The sequence below is a fragment of the Pseudomonas sp. GW821-FHT03A09 genome, from assembly GCF_059421065.1.
The window spans coordinates 206,578-226,947 of the sequence record NZ_JBWKUX010000001.1; the positions used below are offsets into that span (position 1 = coordinate 206,578).

A 20,370-nucleotide genomic window follows, 5' to 3' on the forward strand; every position below is an offset into this window, starting at 1 on the left:
CGCAGACGCGAAGAGGGGCGGCACTATACCTAGGTGCGCGCCAGCCGTCTGCAAACAACGCAACGGGGCGAGGAACGGTAAGCGGGTCAAGGGGATGGATCGATTCTTGCGCCAGCGGGGTCGCGCCGATCCAGAGCCCCTGTGTGCGTCGGGCTTAGAAGTAATATCCGATGTTGACGTTAGTGCGGTAATACCACTCATTGCTGCCCACCGAGCTGGTGTTGGTAAAGCCGCTGCCATTCTCTGCGCCGCCGTAGGGGTTGGCGTTCCTGGCCCAGGTCAGGTCGACCCAGGCCATCACCGGCATCGCCAGGAACTGCGCGCCCACGGTAAACATCTGCGAATCATCCCAGGCGCTCTTGTCTTTCATCATCCGACTGTAATCGGTGTACAGCTTGACCTTCTTCAGTTGCCCCAGCGTCGGCGTGTAGACGTCGTAACCGACGTTGAGCGAGGCCAGGCTGGCCTTGGCGGCGATCAGGTACGCAGGGGTCAGGCCATTGCCGCCCATCAGTATCGAATCCTTGCTGACGCCGGCCGGGTTTTCGGGATCGTATTCGTAGCGGATGGCCTGGGTGGTGACAGTCCACAGGCCTTTGCTGATGACGGCATGTACGCCTGCGGCCCAATAGTCACCGTTGTCCTTGGTGGTGGCGTTGTACAACTGGGCTGTGGCCAGTGAAGCCCCTATTTCGGTCTGCCAGCCATCGCTGTTGAAGGTTCGCGCTACGCGGGCGTTGAGCTGGTTACGCTTTTCGTTGTCCTGCCCCGATTGGGTGAAGGCGATCGCATTGTCCTTCAGGTTGGCGTAACGCCCGACTTCGGGCGAATAGCGAAGGTCGCTGGGGAGCATGCGCGGGAAGTAGCCCAGTTGCACGTCCCAGTCCCGATCCTTGTAGCTGTACTTGAGGCCCGTACCGGCGCTGACCCCATAGCCCATGAAAAACGGCAGGTGGTAACTCCAGCCGAATTGCGGATAAGGCTCCAGGCCAAACGGTTTGAACGGCGCTCCCAGTTGCAGGTTGGAGTTGGCATTGAGCCGATAGCCAACGAAGCCACGATCGATGGAGCGCTTGCCGTCGTCCTGGAACCAGTAGCCGACATCGCTATAGAGGCTCTTGTAGGTGGCCTGCACATCCAGGCGAAAAGTATCGAAGAGGAACCGGCCATTGTTCTCGGTGGTGTCCCAATGCTCGTCGCGATAATTGGTGCGCAACGCGCCGCCGATATCCAGGCTGCTGTCGCCGGCCTCGCTGCGCCAGGAAATATGCGGGAAAGGTTTATTGGCGGCGTTGGCCCGCACCGGCTCCGAAGGAATAGGTTCTGCGGCGAAACTGGTGAAACTGGCAAATATCATTCCTGCACACAAGACACGCTTCATAGGGACCTCTATACCGGGTGATCGGCAACACTCGTCCGCTTGCCATTAACGGCAACTAAGGAGGGAGCGGGTCTTACCGGGGTTAAGTGTGGGTTGTTATTGTTTTATCGGCGAAACACCGTTTAATCAGTGGATGCACAGGAGTAGAGCAGGAAGTGTGCCAGGCGGCGTATTGGCGGGGATGTTGTATAAAGTCCTGTAAAAACAATTATTTATATTTGAATAAAAACAGTTTGTATAACCCATGAAACAACCAGCATGTCCGGTAACAAAGTTGCTCGTAATAGGTGCGTCTTTATTGCACGTTGCCAATAAAACGGGCGCTTCGATGTTTTGTGGATGAATAATAAGTTGCCTACTTATTCAATATTGTAGGAACGAGCCTGCTCGCTCCTACAAGTAAAGGGGCTGGCTGTTAGAGGTCCAGCACCAACCGCCGGCTCTTACATCCGGAAACACACACCATCATCGATTTATTCGCCGCGCGCTCGGCTTTGGTCAGCACCCCATCGCGGTGGTCGATTTCGCCTTCCACCACTCGGGTTTCACAGGAGCCGCAAACACCCTCGCGGCAGCTGTGATCGATGTCGCAACCGGCTTGCAGCAGTACATCCAACAGGCTCAAACCGGGTTCCACCGTCAGCGTCTTGCCGGATTTTTTCAGTTCCACGCTGTAGCTGTCCTGGGCATCTTCGCTGGGCGGCAGTTCGGCGGCGGTAAAGCGTTCGATATGCGCATGGGGATAACCCAGGCGCTCACAGGTGCCCTCAAAGGCATCCAGCATTGGCGTCGGCCCGCAGCAGTAGAAGTGCGTATCGGCCGGTTGACCGGTGAGGTAGGCGGTGAGGTCCGGCGGCACGCCTTTTTCGTCATTGAAGTGGTAAACCACTCGCGCATCGAGCCCGTTCAACGCTTCCACCAGCGCCGCTTCCTGGCGCGAGCGCGCGCAGTAGATCAGCTCGGCGGATTTCCCCAGGGCCAGCAACTGGCGGAACATGCAGTAGATCGGCGTAATACCGATGCCACCGGCCACCAGCACGCTGTGGCTGGCGCTCAGGTCCAGCTCGAAGTTGTTGCGTGGCACCGAGATCGACAGCGGCATGCCGACCCGCAATTGGCTGTGCACGTATTCCGAACCGCCACGGCTGTTGCGGTCACGCAGGATGCCGACGGTGTAGCGCCCCTGGTCGCTGGGGGAGTTGAGTAGCGAGTAACTGCGCACCAAGCCGTTGGCCAGGTGCAGGTCGATGTGCGAGCCGGCCTCGAACGGCGGGAATACGGTATCGCCCAACGGCCGAAACTCCACGCTGATGATGCCTTCGGCTTCATAGCGCAGGGTGTGCACGCGGGCGGTGAGCAGGGAAGGCTTAGACATCATTCACCTCTGTGACGGTACGCAGGTCGACATCGAGCCGGGCACTGGCCTCGATCTCGACCCGTAGTTCAGGAAACACCAGCGCGCTGACGGCTACGAGGGTCGACGTGGGAAACAGTGCCTGCCCGCCGAAAAAATCCCGCCGGGCACGGCCCACCTGGTCTTTGTCGGCGATATCGGTGAGGTACACCGTCAGCCGGTAGATATTGCCGATATGCCCACCGGCAGCCTCCACCAGTGCCTGGATCTTGCCCAGCACCACCAGGGTCTGGGCGTAGCAGTCCAGGGTCGCCTCGCGGCTGGCGGGGTGCGCAGTCATCCCCGACATCACCACTTCGCGGCCGACCAACAAGCCATTGCACCAACTGGCACCGGCCGGCTCGGCCACGTCGGGGCTGTAAACCCGTCGCACGGCCTGGTTCATGGCAGTTGCTTCGCTTCGATCAGTTCAAGCTGGGCCTTGGCTGCGTTCTTCAGGTAACGGCGCATGCGCACCACACCCAGGTCGTGCTGGTAGAGGTTTTCACGCTGGTTGGCGTCCGGTTCCATGAACTCCAACAGCACCCGATCCTGTTCCAGCACGGCCCAGTGGCGGGCTTCCAGGCGGTTCTTGTAGAGGAAGCGCCAAGTGTCGCGCTGCCAGCCGGTCAGCGGTCGGCAGCGCCAGTGGAACACGGCTGACAGCGTGCGGCTGCTCGGCGTATAGCTACCGATAATGGTGAAGTTGCCGCCCGGGCCGCCGGTTTTCGGATAGGGGATTTCCAGGCGCAGCCAGTGGCAGCCGTTGTCCATGAACTCGGTCCAGTCGAAGTTCACGCCGCGCTGGCCTTCCTTCTCGAAGAAGAACCCGTTGTCGGTATCGCGGGTGACGAACTTGGCGGTGGCTTCGCCTTCGCTCATCGAGTGCGACATCTTGTGCAGGTACGTGCCGTGCATCGGGTCCATGACGTTGTCGATCACGTAGCGGTAGTCACCTTTCCACTCGGTGTAGCAGACGAAACTGCTCCACTCGGGGGACGTCAGTTGCTCGGGCAATACCAGTTCCGGTGGCGTCTCCAAGTGCGGGTCGGCGGCGTTGAACAGAAAGATCGCACCCGCCGCTTCGCGCGTATGGAACATACGGGTCGGACGGCTGCCTTCGAGTTTGCAGCCGGGGCTGCCCGGGACCTTGGTCACGGTGCCGTCGCAGCGCACTTCGACGCCGTGATACGGGCACTGCAAGCGATCACCCAGCACCGGGCCCTGGGACAGCGGCGCGCCGCGATGAGGGCAATGGTCTTCGAGGGCGTGCACGCGGCCATCGTTATCGCGCCACAGGGCGATCTTGTAGCCGAGGCGGCGCACCGACACCGGCTTTTCCCCCAGCAGGTCCGAGGGCAATACCGGGAACCAGAGGTCTTTGAGGCCATTGGCCAGATGGTTTTCAACAGGGTCGACGGTCAATTGCATATTCATTGTTTTATTCCTTCTGCCGGGTCATTCGCCCAGCCGGGCCATCAGGGTTTGATAGGCATCTGCCGTCCACTCGCCGCTGGTCAGCGGGCAGGGCGGGCCGGCCAGGTTGAGGTGGGCGAGCAGCGCCGGCAGTTCAGTCACGCCATTGCCGAAGGCGCGTTCGATGGAGTCGCCCAACAGCTCTTCAAACTGGGTATTGGGCCGTTTGCGCGCCTGATGGGGCTCGAGGAATCGTTCGGTAGTGCTCATCTCATTGACCTCCGTTGCGTACCCGTTCGCGGATCATTTCGCGCACCGGGATAAAGTCGTATGTCGGGAAAACCTCAGTGCTGAACACGCCCCACGCCGAGCGTTCCAGCTCGACGTTGAGGGCGGGCAGCAGGCTTGGCGGCAGACGCAGCGTGACGATCTGGCCCAGGCCCATGGCCACGGTCCAGCTCACCAGCTCCACGCCTTGCGGTGGAAAGCGCTCCCACCAGTCCTGCTGTTTCATATGCCGCTGAATGTCTTCCAGGTTCTTCGATTGGTCGTGCTTGAGCAGCACGGTCACCAACAAGCTGTCGTTCATGTTCAGGCCGCACTTTGTGTGGGGATGGTCCAGGCGTCGTAGCCATAGACCCAGTCGGCGTTGCCGCCGTCCTTGAGCCACTGGTTGCCACGCGAACCGATCTGGATCTGGCTGGTACGTTCCAGGCGCGCCTGCTGGTAAGCCTGCAAGGCGTCGGCGACCTGGGCTTGGCTGTCGAGGTCTTGCAGGTAACGGGCGAGCACCACCGCATCCTCGATGGCCTGGCCCGCACCCTGGGCCATGAACGGCATCATCGGGTGGCAGGCATCGCCCAGCAGGGTGATCGAGCCCTTGGACCAGAACGGCAGCGGGTCGCGCTCATACAACGCGGTCTTGAGCACATCGCTGCACGCGTCGAGCAAGGCACGGGCGTCCGGATGAAACGCCTGATAGTGGCTACGCAGCTCGTCAGCATCGCCAGCGCTGGTCCATGACTCTTCGTGCCAGCTGTCCTGGGCGGTGGTGGCGAAGATAAAGATGTCTTTGCCCTGGTTGAGCGGGAACGTGACGATCTGGCTCTGCGGGTTGGGGCCCCACCATTTGGTGAAGGCCTGGATGTTCGGCACATGGGCCACCCGCTCGGCCGGCACTACCGCACGGTAGGCCACCACCCCGGTAAAGCGTGGATGCTCTTCGCCGAACAGCGCGTTGCGCACCACCGAGTGGATGCCGTCGGCGCCGATCAACACATCACAGCGGTGCTGGCTGCCATCCTTGAAATGCAGGTAGATGCCGCCTTCAGTTTGCTCGACCCGTTCGGCGCGCTTGGCAAACTGCACCCGATCCAGCGGAAACACTTCGGCCAGGGCCGCCAGCAGGTCGGCGCGGTGGATCGTCAGTTGCGGGGCGCCGTATTTCTGCTCGGCGGCATCGGACATTTCCAGGCGCGAAGTTTCTTCGCCGCTGTCCCACATCCGGCTGATACGGTGGGTCGGCCGGGCGGCAGGGATGCGCACGGCGGCACCAATGCCCAGGCCATCCAACGCACGTACCGCGTTGGGCGTGAGATTGATATCGGCACCGACCCGCAAAAAGGCCTTGGACTGTTCGAACACGGTGACCTGGTGACCGGCGCGATGCAGGGCGATGGCGGCGGTCAGGCCGCCGATGCCCGCGCCGGCGATAGCAATGTTCAGGGAAGACATGGGCGACTCCTGTTCAGGATTTCGGTTTGTCGGTGAGGAACTTGCCTTGCGGCGCCTCGACGTGTTGCTGGCGCCGGGTATTGCCGTCGATACCGCCGGCAATCGCCCATTCGGCGAACACCGTGGGGCCCGGTTCAAAGGTGCGTGGCTGCCATTCGCTGGTCAGTTGGTCTTCGTCGGCGTAGTACTCCACCAGTGCGCCGGCTGGGTTTTTGAAGTACCAGAAAAACGCCGAAGACACCGGGTGGCGCCCCGGGCCGATCTCGGTCGGCCAGCCGCTGCGGGACACGTGCATGCCGCCGCCAAACACCTCGTGCACATCGCGCACGGTAAACGCCACATGGTTCAGGCCGGCCCGTGGCGCCGGTAGTTGCAGCATGAACAGGTCGTGGTGGCCGCCTTCCTCGGCCGTGCGCAAAAAGGCGCCACGATCCGGGTAGCGGTCCGAGGCCTGGAAGCCGAAACGCTCGTGGTAGAAGGCTTCGCAGGCGTTCACGTCCTTGACGAAAAACACCACGTGGCCGACCTCAATCGGTGTGGCGCGCTCGTAGATCGGCGCGGCCTTGTTGATCCGGCCCTTGGTCTGCCAGGTGTTGTGGCCACTGCATTCAATCTCCAGCTCGCGCTTGCGCGTCACTTGCAGGCGGATCGCCAAGCCGTTGGGGTCGGTGCAGCCGATGCGCCCGTTGCCCTCGACAAACCCCGGATCGTTGGCGATGCGTTCGGCGTACAGCGCCAGGTCGGCCGCGTCGGCCACGCCCCACACCACTTCGCGCACGGTGGAGCCGGCTTCGATGGCGGGCGGCAGGCCTGGTTTGTTCAGGTCGGCCAGTACCACGCGGCAGCCGTTGAGGGTTTCGAAAATCACCTCATCGGGTTGAGCGCTGACTTGGGTCAGGCCCCAGTCGCTGAAAAAACGCACGCAGGTGTCGAGGTCCTCGACGCCATAGGTGACTTCATCAATACCTAAAACGCTCATCACGCTACCTCGTGTGGCACACCGGCCCAGGCCAGTGGCTGTTGGTTCATGCCCCAGTAGAGGCTCTTCTGTTCCATGTACTGCAGGATTCCCAGGCGCCCTTTTTCGCGGCCCAGGCCGCTGTCGCGCCAACCGCCGAACGGCGTGGAAATCGAGAACTGCTTGTAGGTGTTGATCCACACCGTACCGGCCTGCAAGCGCCGGCCCAGGGCCCAGGCGCGCTTGTAGTCACGGCTCCAGATGCCTGCCGCGAGGGCGTACAGGCTGTCGTTGGCCTGCTCCAGCAGTTGCTCTTCATCATCGAAGGGCATGGCCACCAGCACTGGGCCGAAAATTTCTTCCTGGCACACCTGTTGTTGGTTGTGCAGGCCTTCGAGGATGGTCGGCGGGTAGAAGTAACCCTGGTCATACAGGCCACCGCTGGGGCGCTGCCCACCGAGGCGCAGGCGCCCACCTTCGGCCAGGCCAAGCGCCACATAACGCTCCACCGATTCACGGTGGTCGGCGCTGATCAGCGGGCCCATCTGCGTGTTTTCGTCGGCCGGGTCGCCCATGCGCAGATTCGCGGCGGCGGCCACCAGACGTTGCATGAAAGGTTCGTACAGGGCACGCGCAACAAACAGCCGCGAGCCGGCAATGCAGGCTTCGCCCGAAGAGCTGAAAATGCCGTACAGCACGCCCGCTACTGCGTGGTCGAGGTCGGCATCATCAAGGACGATGGTCGGCGACTTGCCGCCCAGCTCCAGGGACACTGGCATCATCTTGTCGGCGGCGATATGGGCGATGTGCTTGCCGGTACGGGTGCCACCGGTGAACGACACGCGCTTGACCAACGAGTGGCGGGTCAGTGCATCACCCAGTAGCGAACCCTTGCCCGGCAGCACGCTGATCAGGCCCTTGGGCAGGCCGGCCTCTTCGCACAGGCGCGCCAGGCGCAGGGCGAGCAGCGGGGTGATCTCCGCCGGCTTGATCACCACCGCATTGCCCGCAGCCAGCGCGGGCGCGACCTTTTGCGCCTCGCTGGCAATCGGCGAGTTCCACGGGGTGATTGCGGCAACCACACCCATCGGCTCATACACGCTCATGCTGACGAAATCACCGCGCGAGGGGGTGATGGTTTCTTCCAGGGTTTCGCAGGCGGCGGCGAAGAACTGGAAAGTACCGGCCGCACTGGCCACCAGCGCACGGGTTTCATTGATCGGCTTACCGTTGTCCTGGCGCTGCAGCTGCGCCAGCTCTTCACTGTGCAGGCGGATCAGCTCGGCGATGCGATACAGCACGCCGGCCCGTTCGTGAGGTTTGCGCTGGGCCCAACCGCTGTGCAGGAAGGCCTGGTGCGCGCCCTGGATGGCGTCTTCCACATCCTGCAAATCGGCGGCATTGAGCCAGGCCACGGCTTCGCCGGTGGCCGGGTAGCGGCTGGCATAGCGCTCGCCACGGCCCAGGCGCCAGTGGCCGGCGATGCAGATCGGTAAAGTCTGTTCGAGGGTCATCGACGGGCTCCTAAATTGAGATGGCATGGGCGTGGTTGCCCAAGGCACGGACCACGCTGTACACCGTCAGCGCCGAGGTCTTGGGGTTGGCCAGCAGCGGCTTGCCGCGCAGGCTCAACTCGAAACGGCCAAAGGCGCCACGGGCTTCGAAGTGATGGACGTTTTCGTCACTGTGGGGGTCGGCAATCAGCGTCACCTGCGTGCGGTCCAGGCCCAGCCCGGCCAGCGACAGGGTGGCCGCGACGTTGGCGTTTTTCGGGTACAGCCGCGCGGCTTCGCGGGCGCTGCCCTGGAAGATCACCGTGGCCTCGCTGATGGTGTCCAGCTCGCAGGCTTGTTCGCCCGGGGTGTTCTTCCAGGCGCTGGCCGGCTTGCGGCCGGTGTAGTTGACCGAATCGAGCCCGCCGACCTTGGCCGCCGACAGCGCATCGATGCCGCCAATTGCACCGGGCAGCAGCTCGATACGTGTCTGGCCGCGTTCGGCGGCTGCCTCAAGGCGCTCCACCAGGCCGACTTCGGACAACGCACCGACCGAGACAATCAGGCAGGCGATGCCGCGCTCCAGAGCCGGCAACACATGTTCCTCGATGGCACGGTGGCCGGCGCACTCCACCAGCAGATCCGGGCGGGCATCGGCCGGCAATGCGGTGAGCACCTGCGGTGGTTGCTTGAAACTGGCCAGACGCTGGCGCACCAGAGCCTCGGAACCCGCGGAGGCAATGACGTAGTCCACGCACAACTGCGGGTCGTTCTCCAGTAGCTCAAGCACGCCGACGCCAATGGCGCCGCAGCCGATCATGGTGATATGCAACATGGGGCGATCCTCAGGCGGTGGCCTTCTGGGCTTTGGTTTCGCTGTTGGGCGGCCCGGCGAACTGGGTGGCGAAGTTGCCCACGCTGAGCATGTCCACTTCCAGCAGGAACGGGCCCGGCTGGCTCAGGGCACTGTCGACGACCTTGCCGAAGTCCTTGAGGTCGGTGACCAGGCCATGGCGCAGGCCCATGGATTCGGCCAGCTTGGTGTAGTCCGGGGTGTGCAGGTCGACATAGCAATGCCGGCTGCCGTACACCGCGTCCTGGATGTTGCGGATCACCCCGTAGCGTTGGTCGTTCATCAGCAGGATCACCAGGTTGGCGCGCTCCTGGACCAGGGTCGCCAGTTCGCCGAGGTTGAGGATGAAGCCGCCATCACCGGCCAGGGCAAACACTTTGCGTTCGGGCGCGGTTTCGGCCGCTGCCACTGCGGCACCGATCCCCATCGCCAGGCCTTGGCCGATACCGCCACCGAGGGCGTGAACCCCGGCACGTGGGTGGTAAAGGTTGAGCAGGCGGTTGCCCCAGATGCTATTGGACAGGGTCACATCGCGCACCCAGGAGAAGTTGCGCCCCGTGCTGGCCTCCAGTTGCTCGACCATCGCCGAGTACGGCCCCAGGTCCGCCACCAGTTGGCTGCGTGATTGTTCACGTACGGCCTTGAGTTCGCCATGGAAGTTCGGGTCGGTGTGCAAGCGGCCTTCGAGACGGTCGGCCAGGCCTTCGAGGGCCAGCGCTGCATCACCACAGATAAACAGCTCGCTGGCATAGCTGCGGCCTTCGATGGCCGGGTTGGCGTCGATACGCAGGGTGTTCTGCGGCAGCTTGAGTGCGTACTTGAACGTCTCGTTGCTGCGCAGGCGCGACCCGGCGATCAACAATGCATCGCAGGTTTGCAGGAACTGCTCGACCCGCTTGTTCTGCGAAAAGGCCCCCAGGCAACGCTCGTCGTCTTCATTGACCACGCCACGGCCCTGGGTCGAAGTGATGACACCTACGCCCATCGCCAGCAGGCGTTTGACCTGCGCCCCGGCATGCCGTGCGCCGCCACCGAGCCAGAGCATCGGGCGCTTGGCGCTGGCCAGGCGCTCGGCTACCAGGTCGAGCGCTTCCGGCGCCGGCACGGCGACCGGGATCGGCAGTGGCGACAGGTCGGTAGGCATCGGGATAAAGGTCGACTGGATGTCGATCGGGATCTCGACGCTGACCGGGCCGGTCGGCGCGGTCAGCGCGGTTTGTACCGCAAGCTTCAGGGTGCTGATCGCGGTCTCGACGCTACGCACGCGAAAAGCGGCCTTGGACACGGCCTTGAGCATGTTCAACTGGTCGCGGGCTTCGTGGATATAGGCCAGTTCCTGGTCCAGGTACGGCGTCTCGATCTGCCCGGTGATATGCAGCAGCGGGGTGCCGGCGGTCTGTGCCTCGACCATGGCCCCAGCGGCATTGCCGGCGGCGGTGCCGGTGGACGTCAGGCACACGCCCAGGCCCCCGGTGGTACGGGCATAGGCATCGGCCATGTTGGCGGCGCCGGCTTCACCCCGGGCCATGACGAAGCGGATATTGCCGCGCACGGCGAAGGCATCGAGGATCGGCATGTTGTGGATCGAGATCACGCCAAACGCGGCCTTGACGTCGCATTGTTCGAGAAAGGCGGTGATGGCAGCGCCCACGGTGACAGTGTTTTCATTACGCATGGCGGGACAGGCCTCCGGATACATCGATATGGCTGCCTGTGGTGTAAGCCGACAGAGGCGAGGCCAGGAACAGGATCGCGCGGGCCGCTTCAATCGGCAGGCCCAGGCGCCCCAGGGGAATATGTTTTTGTTGGGCGAGGCGGGCGGTCCATTGCGCCCAGTCGAGGTCGCGCTCTTCACGCGCTTCGAAGCGGCGGCGCCATTGCCCGGACTCCACCAGGCCAATGAGGATGCCGTTGACGCGGATGCCCTGTGGGGCGAATTCAGTGGCCATCGAGCGCACCAGGTTCTTGATCCCGGCGCGGGCGGCCGAGGTCGCAACCATGTGCGGCTCCGGCTGGCTGGCCAGCAGCGAGTTGACGCAGACGATGGCGGCGTCGGCCTGGCTTTGCAGTTGCGGCTTGAAGGCACGGACCGGGTTGATCACCGAGAAAAACTTCAGGTTCAGCTCTTCGGTCCAGGCGCTGTCGGTGGTGTCGGCAAAGGTCGAGACCCGGCCTTGCCCGGCGTTGTTGATCAGCACGCTGGCGGCGCCGAGCGCCGCCAGGCTGGCGCTGGCAAAGGCGTTGACGGATTCGCCATCGAGTACATCGCACACCTGGGCCAGCAGTTGACCTTGCGGGAAGCGCTGGCGCAGGTCGCTTTCGGCACGGCGCAGGCGCTCTGCATCGCGGCCGCAGAACGCGACGGCCGCGCCAGCTTCCAGCAGCAGTTCGACGCACGCCAGGCCAATGCCCGAGGAGCCTCCGGTGACGATCGCGGTACGGCCCTGCAATGAATAAAGGCTCATCTCAATCTCTCATCAAGGCAGTGACGCGGGGCTGACCGCTGTGGGCGCCGCCGTTGTAGTTGAGCAGGCGCGACAGCTCGTCGGCGCTACGCCGCACCTGGGTCAACAGCTCTTCAAAATTCACGTGAGCGATCTGCGTGGTGGGGATGGTCACGCCGAGGGCCGCAACGATGCCGCCGCTCTGGTCGCGCACTGGCGCGGCCACGGTGGAAATCGCCGACTCGAAAAAACCTTCGCCGCTGACAAAGCCGCGCTGGCGGTCGGCCTGGACCAGGTCGAACAGCTCCATCACGGTTTTTGGCGTGCAGTGGGAGTGCTGTTCCAGATGCTCCTCTGGATACAGCTCGCGCAGTTCGGCCAGCGACAGGTCTTCGAGGAGGATGCGCCCCAGTACCGTGGCATGGGCCGGCAAACGGGTGCCGACGTTGACCGCGTTGGAGAACACTGAAGGTGGCGAGACCTTGGCCACGTACACGATGGAGCGTCCGTCACGTACCACCAGGTTGCTCGGGTAGTTAACCCGGTCGCACAACCGTGCCAGCAGCGGTTGGCCGAGTTCGGTCAGCTCCAGCGACGCCAAGTACTCGAAGCCCAGGCGCAGCACCGACATGCCCAGGCGGTATTCGTTACCGCTGCGGGTGACGAAGCCCATGGTTTCCAGGGTGGTCAGCAGACGGAAAATGGTCGAACGCGGCAGCGCCAGGCGCCGTGCCAGTTCCGGCGCGGTCAGGGTGCGGTTGCGCCGGCTGAACTCGCAGAGCAACAGCAAGCCGCGCTCCAGGCCCGGCACGATGTATTTGTCCTGGGCATCCTTCAGCAGATCTGAGTCATTCATAAGGTTCTACCTGTCAGGGATTGTTTGAGGGCGTAGGCCAGGCGACCGGCAACCACCAGCGGTTGTTCGATGGGGCTGGCATGGCCTGCGTCGGCGATCAGGTTGAAGCTGGCGCCCAGAGCCTTGGCCACGCTCAGGCAGGTCTCGGGCGTGGTGATGCTGTCGGCTTCGCCGCAATGCACGTCGCAGGGCATCGCAGGTTGGCCGTGGCGCAGCAGGTCATCGCCGCACAGCAATTCGATGGCCTGGCGATAACCCACCGGGTTCAGGCGGGCCATGTTCCAGTGGACCCAGGCCAGCGCTTCGGGCTGTGCACGCGGCGACAGCATGTGGGCGCTGCGTTGTTCGGCCAGCCCAGCGATGCCCAGGCGTTGCAGGTTGTCCAGACGTTGCTGGCGCACCTGCTGACGCTGCTGGCTGCGCTCTGGCGCGCCATAGCCACGAGCGGGGCTGATCAGTACCAGGCGGCTCACGCGTTTGGCCTGGGCACTGCGGGCCAATGCCACGGCGGTCAGCGCGCCCAGGGAATGGCCGACCAGCACACACTCGTCCACCTCCAGCGCATCGAGCATCTGCACCAGGCGGGTGGCGTATTGCTCGGCCTTGGGCACGTCCGACTCCAGGGGGCTGGAGTTGCCATAGCCGGGCGCGTCCCAGGCAATGACCCGAGCCTGGGCCGCCAAATGCTGTGCCACCTGCAGCCAGGACGCCGCCCCGGAGCCGATACCGTGCAGCAACACCACGGCCGGCCCTGTGCCGCATTCGCGCAAAGCCTGCTGGCCACCGGCAGCGGGTACCAGGCGCTGGGGAAAGTCCCGCTCCAGTTGGGCTAGCAGGTGGGCCGTCGGATCGGCTTGAGTGAGTCCTGGCAACATGGGCTTACCCGCGCTTGATCGAGGCCAGAGGGTGCTCTGGCGGATAGGTTGGGGTGATCGGCTTTTTCGCGCCGAGCATCACGCACATCAGCGCGTCTTCGTCGCCGATGTTGATTTCTTCGCGGTACACGCCAGGCGGCACGGAAATCACGTCGCGGTCGGTCAGGATGGTTTCGAAACGCTCACCGTCCTTTTCCAGCACCACCTTGAGTTTGCCGCGCAGCACGAAGAACACTTCTTCGACGTCAATGTGCAGGTGCGGTGGGCCTTCGTGGCCGGCCGGGATCACCATGGTGGAAAAGGTGAAATGCTCCGACGGGATGGTGTTCATGTCGGTGCTGATGCCGGTGCCGCCGGTGCCGATGTAGCGCATTTGCGCGCGGCGGAACTTGGGGTCGTAGTCGGCCTGGAACTTCAGCGCGTCCCAGTCGTACTTGCGCGTCTCGTAGCGGGCGATACGGGTGCTCATCCAGCTTTCCAGGCTGGCGCCGGCAGGGCGGTCCCAGCTTTTGGGGGTATCGTTTTGGGCAGATAGATCAGTCATGACATTCTCCAGATCAAGGCATGACGAACCCGCCGTTGACCGGCAGGGTTTGTCCAGTGATGAAGCGGGCAAGGTCGGACAGCGCGAACAGCACGGCGCCGCTGACGTCTTCGGGTAATTGCGGGCGTTGCAGGGCCCGTTGGTCGTTGTACAAACGGTGGCGCGCCTCGGGCACGTAGGCGGTGGCTTCCACCAGCACCAGGCCGGGGGCGATGGCGTTGACGGTGATGTTGTCGGTGCCCAGCTCCCGCGCCAGGCTGCGGGTCATGGCGATGATTGCGCCCTTGCTGGCGACATAGGCCAACAGGTTCGGCGCGCCCCACAGCGGGGTGTCCGAGGCCAGGTTGACGATGGCGCCCTGGCCACTGGTGCGCAGGGCCGGCAGGCAGGCGGTGGTCATCAGCCAGGTACCGCGCACGTTGACTTGCATCACCTGGTCCCAGGTGTCGATGCTCAGTGCTTCGCAGCCCTTGCCACCGGAGTTGGTGATTGAGGCGTTGTTCACCAGGCCATCGAGGCCGCCCAGCAGGCTGATCGTCGCGTCGACACATGCCTGGATCGATGCGGGTTGCGCCAGGTCGACGGTCACGGCTTGTACGTCCAGGCCCAGCTCCCGTAATTCACAGGCGGCCTGCTGCACACGCTCGTGCAGCACGTCGGCAATCACCACTCGGGCACCGGCTTGGCCGATGGCCTGGGCAAAGGCGTAGCCCAAGCCACGCGCGCCACCGGTGACCAGCACACGACGGCCTGCCAGCAAAAGATCATGGCGGCTCATCATTGGGTGCTCAACATGGCTTTGGGCATGTAGTGCAGGACGCGTTTTTCCGCCCACACCACAGCGCCGTAGGCGATCACCCCAATCAGGGTAAGTGCCACAATGGCGACGAACACCCCGGCCGTGTTGCCCTGGCCCTCGGCGTCCACCAGCAGGAAGCCCAGGCCCTGGTTGCCGCCGACCAGCTCACCGACGGTGACGCCGATCACTGCCAGGGTCGAGGCGATACGCAGTCCGGAAAACAGCGCGGCCATGGCCGATGGGAATTCCACCAGGCGGAAGATCTGCCAGCGGCTGGCGTTCATGGTGCGGACCAGGTTGATCATGTCCGGGTCGACGGTGCGGATCGCCGAGAGCACGTTGATCATCACGGGGAAAAACACGATCAGGATGGCGATCAGGATCTTCGGGTAGATGGTGTAGCCCAGCCACATGACGAACAGCGGCGCGAAGGCGACTTTCGGCGCGATCTGCAACGCCAGGATGTACGGCGACAGCATGGCCTCGGCTGCAGGCGACAGGCCCAGTGACACACCGATCATCACGCCGAGCAGGGCGCCGAGGGCGAAGCCGACGACGATCTCCAGCGCGGTGATCAGGGTGTGTTGCAGCAAGTCGCCGGAGTGCCACATCACCAGGCTTTCCTGGGCTACGCGGCTGAGTTTGGGCATGACGAACTCGGGCATGCCGAGCAGGCCAGGGCCCCATTGCCAGAGGACCAGAAACAGGATCAGCAGCGCGACGCTACCGAGCACGGAGTTATTGTTTTTCATCGTGTATGTACCTCAATGTCCCGGTGGTTCACTGTGCGGCGACCGGGCTGTCGACGAATTGGTTGGTGAAGAGCTCCTCAAGCGGGGTCGCCTGGGTGACGATGCCTTCGCTGACATAGAACTGCAGGACCTTGTCCAGGTGCTGCGGATCGATGTGACCGAGCACGGCCTGCTTGGCGTAGACGTGTTCGACGTAGAGCTTGAAGATCTTCTCCAGCGAGTCTTCCTTGCCGGCGTAGGCTGGTACTGCCTTGGCGAAAGTCACGGCGGCGGCGCGCGGGTCCTGGATGATGTCGCGCATGCCTTGCAGGGTGCCCTGGACCACGCCGCGCACAATCTGTGGCTGGTTCTTGATCGCGTCATCCGAGGCGAGAATCGCCTGGGCCATGCTCTCGAAGATCTGGTCCTGAGGGATCAGCTTGATCTGCACTCCGGCTTCCTCGGCATTGATCACCCAGTCCGGCACACCCGCCATGGCCTGGGCCTTGTTCGCGGAGAACAACTGCCAGACCCCGGCGGGACCGGCGGCCTGGATGTTCACGTCGTTCTTGCCCAGCCCGGCTTTGCGCAACGAGGCGAGCAGGGCGTAGTAGGTGGTGTCGGAGTACGACATCACCGTCATGGTCTTGCCCTTGAGGTCGCTGACGCTGTTGATATTGTCCTTGGCGTTGGTGGCGATCATGGTTACCCCGCCGTCGCCGAGCATTGCCACGGCGCGCACCGGGATGCCATTGGCCCGCACCACAATCGGTGTGTCGCCGATGGCTCCTCCGATCAGGGCGTTGCCGGCGCCGATCTGTTTGGCTACGTCTACGCCACCTTTGGCGGCGATAAAGGTCAGGTCCAGGTCCTGGGCCGAGTAGTAGCCCTTTTCCTTGGCGATGATCCACGGTGCGAATGCGGGCGAGTTGGGCGGCGCCGGCAACAGGTAGGTGACCTTGGTCGGCTGCGCCTGGGCAGCGCAGGCCATACCGAGGCCCAGGCTGAGGGCGCAAAGACGTTGAAACAGAGACTTGAGCATGGAGACTCCTGAATCGTTTGGGGCCGCAAGGGCGGTGATCAGTGCAGTTCGGTGTCGGCGCCGACCTGGAGCAACTCCATCAGGCGGCCTACCAGCGGGCCGATTTCCGGCAGCTTGCGGCGCTCCAGGGGGTTGTCACGAAACGGCAGGTCGATGCTGATTTCTTCGACGATGGTGCCGGGTCGGGCGCTCATGACCAGCAAGCGGTCGGACATGGCGATGCCTTCGATCAGGTCGTGGGTGATGAACAGCGCGGTCTTTTTTTCGTCGAACAGCATCCGCGCCATGTCCTGTTGCAGGATCATCTTGGTCTGGGCGTCGAGGGCCGAGAACGGCTCGTCGAGAAACAGCACTTGTGGGTCTATGGCCAGGGTGCGGGCCAGTGCGGCGCGCTGGCGCATGCCGCCGGAGAGCTGGAACGGGTAGTGATCGGCGTAGCCATTGAGGTGGCAGCGGTCGAGCAGGTCCAGGGCGACTTTCTGCCGGGTGGCGGCGGGCACACCCTGGATCTCCAGGCCCAGTTCCACGTTGCGGCGGATGCTGCGCCAAGGCATCAGCAGGTCCTTTTGCAACATGAACGCGACCTGCGGCACCGGCCCGGTGACCGGCTCGCCACTGACGAACACTTCACCTTCGCTGGGGCGGTACAGGCCCGAGCCCATATTGAGAATGGTGCTCTTGCCACAACCGGAAGGGCCGATGATCGAGACCACTTCGCCCCGGCGAATCTTGAAGTTCACCTCGCGAATGGCGAAGGGTGCGTCCGCTTTACCTTTGGCCGGGAAACATTTACCGACATTGCGAAATTCAATTTCAGTCGGCTCCAGCTCTTCCTTGAGAGCGGGGTTATTCCATTGGGGCGTCACGGCATACATCTCTTTCACAGCCATCAGGTAGGTACTCTGGTCTGTTTTATAGGTGATACGCCGTTTAGTGCATGAACAATGCCAGTAGTTTATTTATGGGCATTAATTGTAAAATATCTTTGTATATTAATAAGTTATGAATGATTGATTGATAATCGAGCGTTTTATATATGAAACGTTGGTTCTTATATGACACGAAATTGCACACTGCCCGAGCACGCACTGGGAAGTTGCGAGAAGTCGGTGCTTTTTCAGGTAACGTCGGAAAGGTGAGAAATAGCGAATTTGTTTTATATATAAAACGCCGCAACAGAAAGTTGCGCGTGCCTATATAAGAAGAGAAATGGCAGACAAAAAAAGGGCCTGAAGATCGAAATCTTCAGGCCCTCAAAAGGTGAGAGGTGTCTAGTCCCTCAACCTGGTGAGCGGTGCAACAGACGCTTAGGCCTTCAGTGGAACCAAGCGTGGGGCAATCATGTTTTCAGGGCGCAGGATGTCGTCGAGCATGGCGTCGTCGAGCAAGCCTTCTTCGCGCACCAGTTCCAGCACGCCGCGGCCGCTTTCAAGGGCGATACGGGCGATGCGGGTGGCGTTTTCATAGCCGATGTACGGGTTCAGCGCGGTGACCAGGCCGATGGAGTGCTCCACCAGCTCGCGGCAGCGGGCTTCGTTGGCGGTGATACCCGTGATGCAGTGCTCGCGTAGCATGTCCATGGCACGTTGCAGCAGGCGGATCGAATCGAAGATCTTGAAAGCGATCAGCGGTTCCATCACGTTCAGTTGCAGCTGGCCGCCTTCGGCCGCCATGGTCAGCGCCAGGTCGTTACCGATGACTTGGAACGCGACTTGGTTCACGGCTTCCGGGATCACCGGGTTGACCTTGCCGGGCATGATCGAGCTGCCTGGCTGACGCGCTGGCAGGTTGATCTCGTTGATGCCGGTGCGTGGGCCGCTGGACAGCAGGCGCAGGTCGTTGCAGATCTTCGACAACTTCACGGCGGTACGCTTGAGCATGCCGGAGAACAGTACGAAGGCGCCCATGTCGGACGTGGCTTCGATCAGGTCGGCGGCGGGTACGACCGGCTGGCCGCTGATCACGGCCAGGCGTTGTACGGCCAGGGCCTGGTAACGCGGGTCGGCGTTGATGCCGGTACCGATGGCGGTGCCGCCCAGGTTCACTTCGGTCAACAGCTCTGGCGCCAGGGTTTTCAGGCGGGCCAGGTCTTCACCCAGAGTGGTGGCGAAGGCGCGGAATTCCTGGCCGAGGGTCATCGGCACGGCGTCTTGCAATTGAGTGCGGCCCATTTTCAGCACGTGGCTGAACTCGGCACCCTTGGCGGCGAACGCCTGGATCAGGCTGTCGAGGCTGGCCAGCAGCGCGTCATGACCCAGCAACAGACCCAGGCGGATCGCAGTCGGGTAGGCGTCGTTGGTCGACTGCGCCATGTTCACGTCGTTGTTGGGGTGCAGGTACTGGTATTCGCCCTTGTTGTGGCCCATGGCCTCCAACGCGATGTTGGCGATGACTTCGTTGGCATTCATGTTGGTCGAAGTGCCAGCGCCGCCTTGAATCATGTCCACCACGAACTCGTCGTGGAAATCGCCGCGGATCAGACGAGCACAGGCTTCGCTGATGGCAGCGTGCTTGGCTTCGCTGAGCTGACCCAGCTCGCGGTTGGCGTCAGCCGCCGCTTGCTTGACCATTGCCAGACCGACCACCAATTTCGGGTAATGCGAAATCGGAACGCCCGAGAGGCGGAAGTTATTCACCGCTCGCAGGGTCTGGATGCCGTAATACGCTTGAGCCGGTACTTCGAGTACGCCAAGCAGGTCTTTTTCGGTACGGAAAGATGCAGCGGAGGACATGACGGAAATCATCTCGATATGGACCCGGAACTGGCCGGAACGCTGCGAATGCTAGGCTTGTGGGAATATTTGGGCCAATGCTGTTAAACACTGGCCTATGCACAAACGGCATAATGTGAGTGTGACCCGGTTATCATGGCGGGCGTGTGTGCCAAAATGGTGCGTACCCACGGGAGACAGTAATGAACCTTGAGAGCAAATGGCTGGAAGACTTCAGTGCCCTGGCGGCGACTCGCAGCTTTTCCCAGGCAGCGGAGCGACGCTTCGTCACCCAGCCGGCGTTCAGCCGTCGTATCCGCAGCCTGGAAGCAGCGTTGGGCCTGACGCTGGTCAACCGTTCGCGCACGCCGATCGAGCTGACGGCAGCGGGGCAGTTGTTCCTGGTGACTGCGCGCACGGTGGTCGAACAGCTCGGTGAAGTGCTACGCCATTTGCATCATCTCGAAGGCGGTCAGGGCGAAGTCATGCAGGTGGCAGCCGCTCACTCCCTAGCGCTGGGCTTCTTCCCTCGCTGGATCGCGCAATTGCGCAACGAAGGTTTGAACATCGCCACGCGGTTGGTCGCCACCAACGTCGGCGACGCGGTGCATGCCCTGCGTGAAGGCGGCTGCGATTTGATGCTGGCGTTCTACGACCCGGACGCGGCTATGCAGATGGACGCGGAGATCTTCCCGTCACTGCACCTGGGCAACACCGAAATGCTCCCGGTTTGCGCCGCTGACGCCGACGGCAAGCCGCTGTTCGACCTGGAGGGCGAGGGCAGCGTGCCATTGCTGGCCTACAGTGCTGGTGCGTTCCTTGGGCGATCGGTGCACTTGTTACTGCGCCAGCGGGCGTTGCGCTTTACCACCGTGTACGAGACCGCCATGGCTGACAGCCTCAAGAGCATGGCCCTGGAAGGCCTGGGCATTGCCTGGGTGCCGCAGTTGAGCGTGCGCGCCGAGCTGGCGCGGGGTGAGCTGGTGGTCTGCGGAGGACCGCAATGGCATGTGCCGCTGGAGATTCGTCTGTATCGCTGCGCGTTGGTACGCAAGGCAAATGTGCGGTTGTTGTGGCGCAAGCTGGAGGGTGGGGCGGCGCAGAATCCGTCGGGAGAGCGAGGTTAAGTGTGGGAGCTGG

Annotated in this window: 21 protein-coding genes; 1 reads left to right on the forward strand and 20 read right to left on the reverse strand. The window is 62.8% G+C overall.

Annotation, left to right across the window (positions count from 1 at the left end):
- Positions 1–154: 154 nt before the first annotated feature.
- From AC07V4_RS00965 to aspA, 20 genes are all read right to left on the reverse strand, one after another.
- A complete protein-coding gene (locus tag AC07V4_RS00965; RefSeq protein ID WP_492635154.1) occupies positions 155–1,381 on the reverse strand; it encodes a hypothetical protein in 1,227 nt (408 codons plus the stop codon).
- A gap of 415 nt (positions 1,382–1,796) precedes the next feature.
- Positions 1,797–2,756: a PDR/VanB family oxidoreductase gene (locus AC07V4_RS00970; protein ID WP_492635153.1), complete on the reverse strand. Its 960-nt coding sequence runs from the start codon at positions 2,754–2,756 to the stop codon at positions 1,797–1,799.
- Positions 2,749–3,180 (reverse strand): RidA family protein, encoded by a 432-nt coding sequence (locus AC07V4_RS00975; RefSeq protein ID WP_492635152.1) that lies wholly within the window; start codon positions 3,178–3,180, stop codon positions 2,749–2,751. The genes AC07V4_RS00970 and AC07V4_RS00975 overlap by 8 nt, the downstream gene beginning before the upstream one ends.
- Positions 3,177–4,211, reverse strand: a complete 1,035-nt coding sequence (locus tag AC07V4_RS00980; protein WP_492635151.1) for a Rieske 2Fe-2S domain-containing protein — start codon at positions 4,209–4,211, stop codon at positions 3,177–3,179. The genes AC07V4_RS00975 and AC07V4_RS00980 overlap by 4 nt, the downstream gene beginning before the upstream one ends.
- Positions 4,212–4,232: 21 nt before the next feature.
- A complete protein-coding gene (locus AC07V4_RS00985) occupies positions 4,233–4,460 on the reverse strand; it encodes a recombinase-like helix-turn-helix domain-containing protein (protein WP_034116488.1) in 228 nt (75 codons plus the stop codon).
- Between the two features lies 1 nt (position 4,461).
- Positions 4,462–4,779: a hypothetical protein gene (locus tag AC07V4_RS00990; RefSeq protein ID WP_492635150.1), complete on the reverse strand. Its 318-nt coding sequence runs from the start codon at positions 4,777–4,779 to the stop codon at positions 4,462–4,464.
- 2 nt (positions 4,780–4,781) lie between these two features.
- Entirely contained in the window at positions 4,782–5,924 is a 1,143-nt protein-coding gene (locus AC07V4_RS00995) for an FAD-dependent monooxygenase (protein ID WP_492635149.1), read from the reverse strand.
- A gap of 13 nt (positions 5,925–5,937) precedes the next feature.
- Entirely contained in the window at positions 5,938–6,903 is a 966-nt protein-coding gene (locus AC07V4_RS01000; RefSeq protein WP_492635148.1) for a VOC family protein, read from the reverse strand.
- On the reverse strand, positions 6,903–8,396 hold the full coding sequence (locus tag AC07V4_RS01005) for an aldehyde dehydrogenase (protein WP_492635147.1): 1,494 nt from the start codon (positions 8,394–8,396) through the stop codon (positions 6,903–6,905). Before AC07V4_RS01005 ends, AC07V4_RS01000 begins: the two co-directional genes overlap by 1 nt.
- A 10-nt stretch (positions 8,397–8,406) precedes the next feature.
- Entirely contained in the window at positions 8,407–9,210 is an 804-nt protein-coding gene (locus AC07V4_RS01010) for an aspartate dehydrogenase (RefSeq protein WP_492635146.1), read from the reverse strand.
- A gap of 10 nt (positions 9,211–9,220) precedes the next feature.
- The gene (locus tag AC07V4_RS01015; protein WP_492635145.1) at positions 9,221–10,903 is read right to left on the reverse strand and encodes a thiamine pyrophosphate-binding protein; all 1,683 of its coding nucleotides are present in this window, start codon (positions 10,901–10,903) and stop codon (positions 9,221–9,223) included.
- Entirely contained in the window at positions 10,896–11,693 is a 798-nt protein-coding gene (locus AC07V4_RS01020) for an SDR family oxidoreductase (RefSeq protein ID WP_492635144.1), read from the reverse strand. The genes AC07V4_RS01015 and AC07V4_RS01020 overlap by 8 nt, the downstream gene beginning before the upstream one ends.
- Before the next feature lies 1 nt (position 11,694).
- A complete protein-coding gene (locus AC07V4_RS01025) occupies positions 11,695–12,528 on the reverse strand; it encodes an IclR family transcriptional regulator (protein WP_034116480.1) in 834 nt (277 codons plus the stop codon).
- A complete protein-coding gene (locus AC07V4_RS01030; protein WP_492635143.1) occupies positions 12,525–13,403 on the reverse strand; it encodes an alpha/beta fold hydrolase in 879 nt (292 codons plus the stop codon). Before AC07V4_RS01030 ends, AC07V4_RS01025 begins: the two co-directional genes overlap by 4 nt.
- Before the next feature lie 4 nt (positions 13,404–13,407).
- A complete protein-coding gene (locus tag AC07V4_RS01035) occupies positions 13,408–13,947 on the reverse strand; it encodes a cupin domain-containing protein (protein WP_029289969.1) in 540 nt (179 codons plus the stop codon).
- 13 nt (positions 13,948–13,960) lie between these two features.
- Positions 13,961–14,725, reverse strand: coding sequence for an SDR family oxidoreductase (locus AC07V4_RS01040; protein WP_492635142.1), 765 nt, complete (start codon positions 14,723–14,725; stop codon positions 13,961–13,963).
- Positions 14,725–15,498, reverse strand: coding sequence for an ABC transporter permease (locus AC07V4_RS01045; RefSeq protein WP_492635141.1), 774 nt, complete (start codon positions 15,496–15,498; stop codon positions 14,725–14,727). The genes AC07V4_RS01040 and AC07V4_RS01045 overlap by 1 nt, the downstream gene beginning before the upstream one ends.
- A gap of 28 nt (positions 15,499–15,526) precedes the next feature.
- Complete coding sequence (locus AC07V4_RS01050) at positions 15,527–16,519, reverse strand: ABC transporter substrate-binding protein (protein WP_492635140.1); 993 nt, start codon at positions 16,517–16,519, stop codon at positions 15,527–15,529.
- Positions 16,520–16,557: 38 nt separating this feature from the next.
- Positions 16,558–17,394 (reverse strand): ABC transporter ATP-binding protein, encoded by an 837-nt coding sequence (locus AC07V4_RS01055; protein WP_492635295.1) that lies wholly within the window; start codon positions 17,392–17,394, stop codon positions 16,558–16,560.
- A gap of 432 nt (positions 17,395–17,826) precedes the next feature.
- The gene (gene aspA, locus AC07V4_RS01060; RefSeq protein WP_492635139.1) at positions 17,827–19,251 is read right to left on the reverse strand and encodes an aspartate ammonia-lyase; all 1,425 of its coding nucleotides are present in this window, start codon (positions 19,249–19,251) and stop codon (positions 17,827–17,829) included.
- A 182-nt stretch (positions 19,252–19,433) separates the two neighbouring features.
- Between aspA and AC07V4_RS01065 the strand changes: the two genes are divergently transcribed.
- Positions 19,434–20,357, forward strand: coding sequence for a LysR substrate-binding domain-containing protein (locus AC07V4_RS01065; protein ID WP_492635138.1), 924 nt, complete (start codon positions 19,434–19,436; stop codon positions 20,355–20,357).
- Positions 20,358–20,370: the final 13 nt, after the last annotated feature.

Excerpts from the sequence above, each read along its gene's own strand:
- AC07V4_RS01035 (WP_029289969.1), bottom strand. The coding sequence starts at position 13,947 with ATGACTGATCTATCTGCCCAAAACGATACCCCCAAAAGCTGGGACCGC.
- AC07V4_RS01025 (WP_034116480.1), bottom strand. The coding sequence starts at position 12,528 with ATGAATGACTCAGATCTGCTGAAGGATGCCCAGGACAAATACATCGTG.
- AC07V4_RS01030 (WP_492635143.1), bottom strand. The coding sequence starts at position 13,403 with ATGTTGCCAGGACTCACTCAAGCCGATCCGACGGCCCACCTGCTAGCC.
- AC07V4_RS01045 (WP_492635141.1), bottom strand. The coding sequence starts at position 15,498 with ATGAAAAACAATAACTCCGTGCTCGGTAGCGTCGCGCTGCTGATCCTG.
- AC07V4_RS01050 (WP_492635140.1), bottom strand. The coding sequence starts at position 16,519 with ATGCTCAAGTCTCTGTTTCAACGTCTTTGCGCCCTCAGCCTGGGCCTC.
- AC07V4_RS00970 (WP_492635153.1), bottom strand. The coding sequence starts at position 2,756 with ATGTCTAAGCCTTCCCTGCTCACCGCCCGCGTGCACACCCTGCGCTAT.
- AC07V4_RS01005 (WP_492635147.1), bottom strand. The coding sequence starts at position 8,396 with ATGACCCTCGAACAGACTTTACCGATCTGCATCGCCGGCCACTGGCGC.
- AC07V4_RS01010 (WP_492635146.1), bottom strand. The coding sequence starts at position 9,210 with ATGTTGCATATCACCATGATCGGCTGCGGCGCCATTGGCGTCGGCGTG.
- AC07V4_RS01040 (WP_492635142.1), bottom strand. The coding sequence starts at position 14,725 with ATGAGCCGCCATGATCTTTTGCTGGCAGGCCGTCGTGTGCTGGTCACC.
- AC07V4_RS00995 (WP_492635149.1), bottom strand. The coding sequence starts at position 5,924 with ATGTCTTCCCTGAACATTGCTATCGCCGGCGCGGGCATCGGCGGCCTG.
- AC07V4_RS01015 (WP_492635145.1), bottom strand. The coding sequence starts at position 10,903 with ATGCGTAATGAAAACACTGTCACCGTGGGCGCTGCCATCACCGCCTTT.
- AC07V4_RS01000 (WP_492635148.1), bottom strand. The coding sequence starts at position 6,903 with ATGAGCGTTTTAGGTATTGATGAAGTCACCTATGGCGTCGAGGACCTC.
- AC07V4_RS00980 (WP_492635151.1), bottom strand. The coding sequence starts at position 4,211 with ATGAATATGCAATTGACCGTCGACCCTGTTGAAAACCATCTGGCCAAT.
- AC07V4_RS00985 (WP_034116488.1), bottom strand. The coding sequence starts at position 4,460 with ATGAGCACTACCGAACGATTCCTCGAGCCCCATCAGGCGCGCAAACGG.
- AC07V4_RS00990 (WP_492635150.1), bottom strand. The coding sequence starts at position 4,779 with ATGAACGACAGCTTGTTGGTGACCGTGCTGCTCAAGCACGACCAATCG.
- AC07V4_RS01065 (WP_492635138.1), top strand. The coding sequence starts at position 19,434 with ATGAACCTTGAGAGCAAATGGCTGGAAGACTTCAGTGCCCTGGCGGCG.
- AC07V4_RS01020 (WP_492635144.1), bottom strand. The coding sequence starts at position 11,693 with ATGAGCCTTTATTCATTGCAGGGCCGTACCGCGATCGTCACCGGAGGC.
- AC07V4_RS01055 (WP_492635295.1), bottom strand. The coding sequence starts at position 17,394 with ATGTATGCCGTGACGCCCCAATGGAATAACCCCGCTCTCAAGGAAGAG.
- aspA (WP_492635139.1), bottom strand. The coding sequence starts at position 19,251 with ATGTCCTCCGCTGCATCTTTCCGTACCGAAAAAGACCTGCTTGGCGTA.
- AC07V4_RS00975 (WP_492635152.1), bottom strand. The coding sequence starts at position 3,180 with ATGAACCAGGCCGTGCGACGGGTTTACAGCCCCGACGTGGCCGAGCCG.
- AC07V4_RS00965 (WP_492635154.1), bottom strand. The coding sequence starts at position 1,381 with ATGAAGCGTGTCTTGTGTGCAGGAATGATATTTGCCAGTTTCACCAGT.